4 protein-coding genes are annotated in these 5,558 nt (G+C 33.6%); 2 read left to right on the top strand and 2 right to left on the bottom strand.

Annotation, left to right across the window (positions count from 1 at the left end):
* Window positions 1-593: 593 nt before the first annotated feature.
* Window positions 594-1,232, bottom strand: coding sequence for an SGNH/GDSL hydrolase family protein (locus F6K22_RS29890; protein ID WP_293106552.1), 639 nt, complete (start codon window positions 1,230-1,232; stop codon window positions 594-596).
* A gap of 673 nt (window positions 1,233-1,905) precedes the next feature.
* Here F6K22_RS29890 and urtA point away from each other — a divergent pair.
* Together urtA and F6K22_RS29880 are read left to right on the top strand one after the other, a co-directional pair.
* The gene (gene urtA / locus F6K22_RS29885; RefSeq protein WP_293106549.1) at window positions 1,906-3,183 is read left to right on the top strand and encodes an urea ABC transporter substrate-binding protein; all 1,278 of its coding nucleotides are present in this window, start codon (window positions 1,906-1,908) and stop codon (window positions 3,181-3,183) included.
* A gap of 575 nt (window positions 3,184-3,758) precedes the next feature.
* Entirely contained in the window at window positions 3,759-4,919 is a 1,161-nt protein-coding gene (locus tag F6K22_RS29880) for an ABC transporter permease subunit (RefSeq protein WP_293106546.1), read from the top strand.
* Between the two features lie 44 nt (window positions 4,920-4,963).
* Here F6K22_RS29880 and F6K22_RS29875 read toward each other — a convergent pair whose 3' ends face one another.
* Complete coding sequence (locus F6K22_RS29875; RefSeq protein ID WP_293106544.1) at window positions 4,964-5,263, bottom strand: hypothetical protein; 300 nt, start codon at window positions 5,261-5,263, stop codon at window positions 4,964-4,966.
* Window positions 5,264-5,558: the final 295 nt, after the last annotated feature.

The following is a 5,558-nucleotide window of genomic DNA, read 5'->3' as shown; positions in this document are numbered from 1 at the left end:
TATTTTAGTGCATTAAAGAGAGCTAGAATGTATTCTCCTATCAACACATCTGTTGATGAAATTATTTGTAATTATTGTGCTAAATAGTATCTAATTCTTATTTAAAATAACTATATTTGCCGAGTCTACTGATTATGAGTATTTAATTATAATTGCTCAATGTGTGGCAGATTTTCTGTATTAAGGAGTAGTAGAAGCTGAGATTTTTCCGAAAAATGTACAGTCATTTATTCAAGGAAAAAATCCTTGGGCATTGGGGAATATCGCAGAAAAATTATTAGAAGTAAATAAATGAAGTTTATGGCAGTTAGCTAATCAAAAAATGTTGAAATAATTGCAGGCGATCGCTCTTGAACCAAAAGGGATAATTGAGGCTAATACTTAATCAAAAAATCTCATATGGTGGGCAAATATTCAAAATTATCAACTCGTCTGACAAACAGATATATTTGCCGAGTCTACTGATTATGAGTATTTAATTATAATTGCTCAATGTGTGGCAGATTTTCTGTATTAAGGAGTAGTAGAAGCTGAGATTTTTCCGAAAAATGTATAGTCATTTTTTTCCAGCCACTCGCAATGATAAATTATTTTTATAACCCTTGTAAAATAGGCATTAATTTTTCATTCAATACCTTATATCCTGCCCGATTAAGATGAATAAAATCTCTACTATATTCTTCCCTAACTTTTCCTTGTTGATTTACTAAAATATCTCCTGTATCAAAAATTATTACGTCTTTGTTTTCCAATGAATAAATAAAATCATTTACTTCCTTAATTCCTGTAACTACTATATCTGGCGACCAAAAAATTTTGTTCTCAAAAGGTACTTCTGCAAGGGGAAAAATAGTTGTCAGAATCACAACAGCACCAAGCTGACGAGACTGATTTACAATTTCTTTGATATTTGATTTACACTCAGAAATAATTCTCTCTTGATTTTCAGGAAATATGGGTATTCTGTATAAATCATTGACACCAACTTGAACTATTACAATATCTGGAGACAAAGGTTGAATATGTCGATTTAATCTTCCTAAAACTTGCCCTGTAGTTTGACCAGAAATACCCCGATTAATAAAATTAAAATCATCAAAACCTTCAGGTGAATTCCAAGCACGAGCGCGAGAGTCTCCAAAAAAAATTATATTTTTTTGTTGGGAATTTCCAGTCTCTTCAGGATTAGAATCGAGGGGATAATAATTGATGGCAAGTGGGTTTAATAGCAAGGAATTTAATTGTAAATAAAAATTTCTGCTTCTGTTAAAAAAGAGGAAGTTAAGCCGTAGTGAAATTAATATAATTATTGATAAACAGGCAATTATTATTTTGTTTTTATTCATAATCGAAAATTCCTCAAACTTCAAGTCAAATTCATACTATCAAAAAGTTATGAGAAGGAATAAAGGGTTTGCCGTTTAACCCTGTAGTGGTCGATCCACTAGGAACAATTAAAGCTTTCAGGGTTTTGAGTAAGTTTGAGTAAGTTTAGTTGAGCGGTAAAAGAATATATAGTCTGGCAAGTTAGCGATCGCTAACTTTAATTGGTTTGTACTAGAGGGGGGAAATTATACTTCACTTACTCGCAATAATAACATAATTAAGAATTTACAGAAGAACGAAGATATACAATATCCCAAAAATTAATGCTCAAAGCAATGAAATCCGTAAGATAACGCCACGTCTCCATCATTGGCATCTATTCCACAAAATAAGTAATTTTATTTAAACCGTTGCATAGAATTATAAGTCAAAGTCACTAATATTTTTTCTACCTTTTTCCTAAAAATATCTTCCCTGTTACTTGTTGCCTACTCTGACAAAAACTCTATATCTTTTTCTCCAGATGTTTAATTATAGTAAAGTTAAGTTTGACATTAATCATAGTAGAGTGCTTTTTTCATGGGTAAAGGGTTAGAACGCAGGAAATTTTTAATTTATAGTTCGGCTGCTCTAGGTACAAGTATTTTTCTCAAAGCTTGTGGTGGTGCTAATAATACTACATCTGACGGAAATGACAAAATTAAAGTAGGTATTCTCCATTCCCTCAGTGGTACAATGGCAATTAGTGAAACTACGGTAGTTGAAGCGGAAAAGTTAGCTATTGAGGAAATAAATGCTGCTGGTGGTGTATTAGGTAAGCAAATAGAGGCGGTTGTAGAGGATGGTGCTTCTGACTGGCCTACTTTTGCGGAAAAGGCAAATAAACTTATTGAGCAAGACCAGGTAGTTACTGTTTTTGGTTGTTGGACTTCTGCTTCTCGGAAGTCTGTTTTGCCTGTTTTTGAATCTAAAAATCATATGCTTTGGTATCCGGTGCAATATGAAGGTCAAGAATGTTCTAAAAATATTTTTTATACGGGTGCTGCTCCTAACCAACAAATTGAACCTGCTGTAAATTGGTTGTTGGAAAATAAGGGAAAGGAATTTTTCTTAGTTGGTTCTGATTATGTTTTTCCTCGCACTGCAAATACGATTATTAAGGAGCAGTTAAAGGCTAAAGGTGGTACTACTGTTGGTGAAGATTATCTGCCTTTAGGAAATACAGAAGTTACTCCAATTATTACTAAGATTAAACAAGCTTTACCTAATGGTGGAGTGATTTTTAATAGTCTTAATGGTGATAGTAATGTTGCCTTTTTTAAACAGTTGAAAGGTGCTGGTATTACTCCGGAACAATATCCAGTTATGTCGGTGAGTATTGCTGAGGAAGAAGTTAGACAAATTGGCAAAGAGTTTCTTGTTGGTCATTATGCTGCTTGGAATTATTTCCAAACTGTTGAGACAGAAGCTAATAAAAAATGGGTGGAAAGTTTTAAAGCAAAATATGGTGCAGACCGAGTAACAAATGACCCGATGGAAGCTGCTTATATTATGGTTTATCTTTGGAAACAAGCAGTAGAAAAGGCTGGTACGGTTGATGATTTAGAAGCAGTAAGAATGGCGGCTATCGGACAAACTTTTGATGCTCCTGAAGGTTTGGTTACTATGAATGCTAATCATCATATTTCTAAGACTGTGAGAATAGGTCAAGTTCGTGATGATGGTTTATTTAATATAGTTTGGTCTACTGAAGGAGCTATTAAACCTATACCTTGGAATCAATTTGTGCCAGCAACTAAGGGGTTTGCTTGTGACTGGAGTGACCCTAATAAAGGTGGTAAATATAAAGTCAGTTAACAGTTATCAGTTATCAGTTTAACTCAACAAATTCCTTGCTGATGATTATAGAAATCCTAAATAGATTTTAATATTTTATCGTAGGAGCTTGTATCCAAACCCAAGCTAAAATGGGATTTGGAAACCAAACTCCTACAGTTTTTTGACTAATCATTTAGGATTATTAGTACTAACGTATAAATGGGGTTTATGAACCAAGTTTCGTAGTTTTAAAAACGATGATTATGGGGATAAACTCTGTTTCTTGTTGAGGTGTATAAGTGATGATAATATTACCGAATAATTAATAATTATTAATTATTAATTATTCAGCTTACTTTGCCTCCCCTTTTAAGAGGAAAGAAAGTGCTAGGAAATTTCCTTATATTCAATTCCCTCGCGGTTTTAACCAGAGGTAATTATCAATTATCCATTATCCATTATCCATTAATGAAAGCGCTTTTCATTTGATTAGAACATAAAGTAGAGACTTTGCATACAAAGTCCCTACAGAGTTATCGTTTTTTTATGTGGTTAATTAACCTAAAAACTGCTGTAAATTTCTTATCTATTCCTCCTCCTTCTTCCTTAGTAGAATGCAAGAATTATTAATAGCTATATTTAACGGTATTAGTATTGGTTCAGTTTTATTAATTGTCGCTCTAGGATTGGCAATTATTTTTGGATTAATGGGAGTAATTAACTTAGCTCATGGAGAATTAATGATGTTAGGTGCTTATGCTACTTTCGTAGTTCAAAATATTTGTAATAGCATGGGTGAACCTATTGCTAATATTTATATTTTTTTCGCCATTCCTATTGCATTTATAGTTGGAGCGATCGCTGGTTTAATTTTAGAAAAAGGGGTGATACGTTTTCTCTATGGCAGACCTTTAGAAACTCTACTAGCAACTTGGGGAGTTAGTCTGATTTTGCGTCAATTTGTCCGGAGTGTAAATGGAGTTTTAATTATCGGCATAATAATCTTTTGTCTCTTCTATTTTGGCAGTCTTTACTTCCTGAAAAAACGTCGTTATGATTGGGAAAAAATTAAAAATTTAGGAAGAGCAATTATTTGTTTTTTGTCTTTAGCAATCTCCATTACTTGCGGATTTTTATTCAAAAATTCTGAATTAATCAAACCTTGGTTTAGTTCGAGAAATGTTGATGTTACTGCTCCTGTTTGGTTACAAGGTGGATTACCTATTGGTGAGTTTCAATTACCTTACTCTCGCATATTTATTATTATTTTAACTGCCATAAGTTTGCTCTTGATTTACTTATTTTTGAATAAATCAAATTGGGGTTTAAGAATTAAAGCTGTTACTCAAAATAGAAGTATGAGTGCTTGTTTAGGTATCCCAACAAATCAGGTTGATACTATTACGTTTTCTTTGGGTTCGGGATTAGCTGGAGTTGCTGGTTGTGCAATTACTTTATTAGGTTCAGTCGGTCCGAATACAGGACAAAATTATATAGTTGATGCTTTTATGGTGGTCGTAGTTGGTGGAGTAGGGAATTTATTTGGTACTGTTATTGCTGCAATGGGGATTGGCATTACTAATTATTTGATTGGTTCAGGAACTATCGCTTTAATTTTGGGAAATACGGAAAGTCTCAAACCTTTGACTGACTTATTCAATTTCTTTGCAACTACTTCTATGGCAAAAGTAATGATATTTGTTTTAATTATTGTTTTTTTACAACTTAAACCAGCAGGTTTATTTCCGCAAAAGGGTCGAGGAGTGGAATTATAAAGTCAAAAGTTAAAAGTTAACAGTTAACAGTTAACAGTTAAAAATTAACAGTAGTCTCTAAATACCAATGCCAAACTGCTAAGAAAAAATGATTGATTCAGAAAAAAAAGCTGACCAATACTATTGCGTATAGAGCAATAATTAAATTCATTCTCTGAAGCACCCCGCCAGAGGAGATGAATAGTAAAAATTTCCGACCCCATGCGTATAGAGCAATAATTAAATTCATTCTCTGAAGCACCCCGCCAGAGGAGATGAATAGTGAAAATTTCCGACCCCATGCGTATAGAGCAATAATTAAATTCATTCTCTGAAGCACCCAGCCAGAGGAGATGAATAGTCAAATTTTCCTTCTATTGCGTATAGAGCAATAATTAAATTCATTCCGTTAAGCACTCCGCCAGAGTAGATGGATAGTAAAAATTTCCGACCCCATGCGTATAGAGCAATAATTAAATTCATTCCGTTAAGCACTCCGCCAGAGTAGATGGATAGTGAAAATTTCCGACCCCATGCGTATAGAGCAACAATTAATTCATTTTCTGAAGCACTCAACCTTCAGAGATGGGTAGGCAAAATTTCCGACCCCATGCGTATAGAGCAAGAATTAAATTCATTCTCTGAAGCACCCCGCCAGAA

It is taken from the genome of Okeania sp. SIO2F4, from assembly GCF_010672385.1.
Classification (GTDB): domain Bacteria; phylum Cyanobacteriota; class Cyanobacteriia; order Cyanobacteriales; family Microcoleaceae; genus Trichodesmium.
The sequence above is the reverse complement of the archived record's forward strand: the minus strand, read 5'-3'. Positions and strand labels throughout refer to the sequence as shown.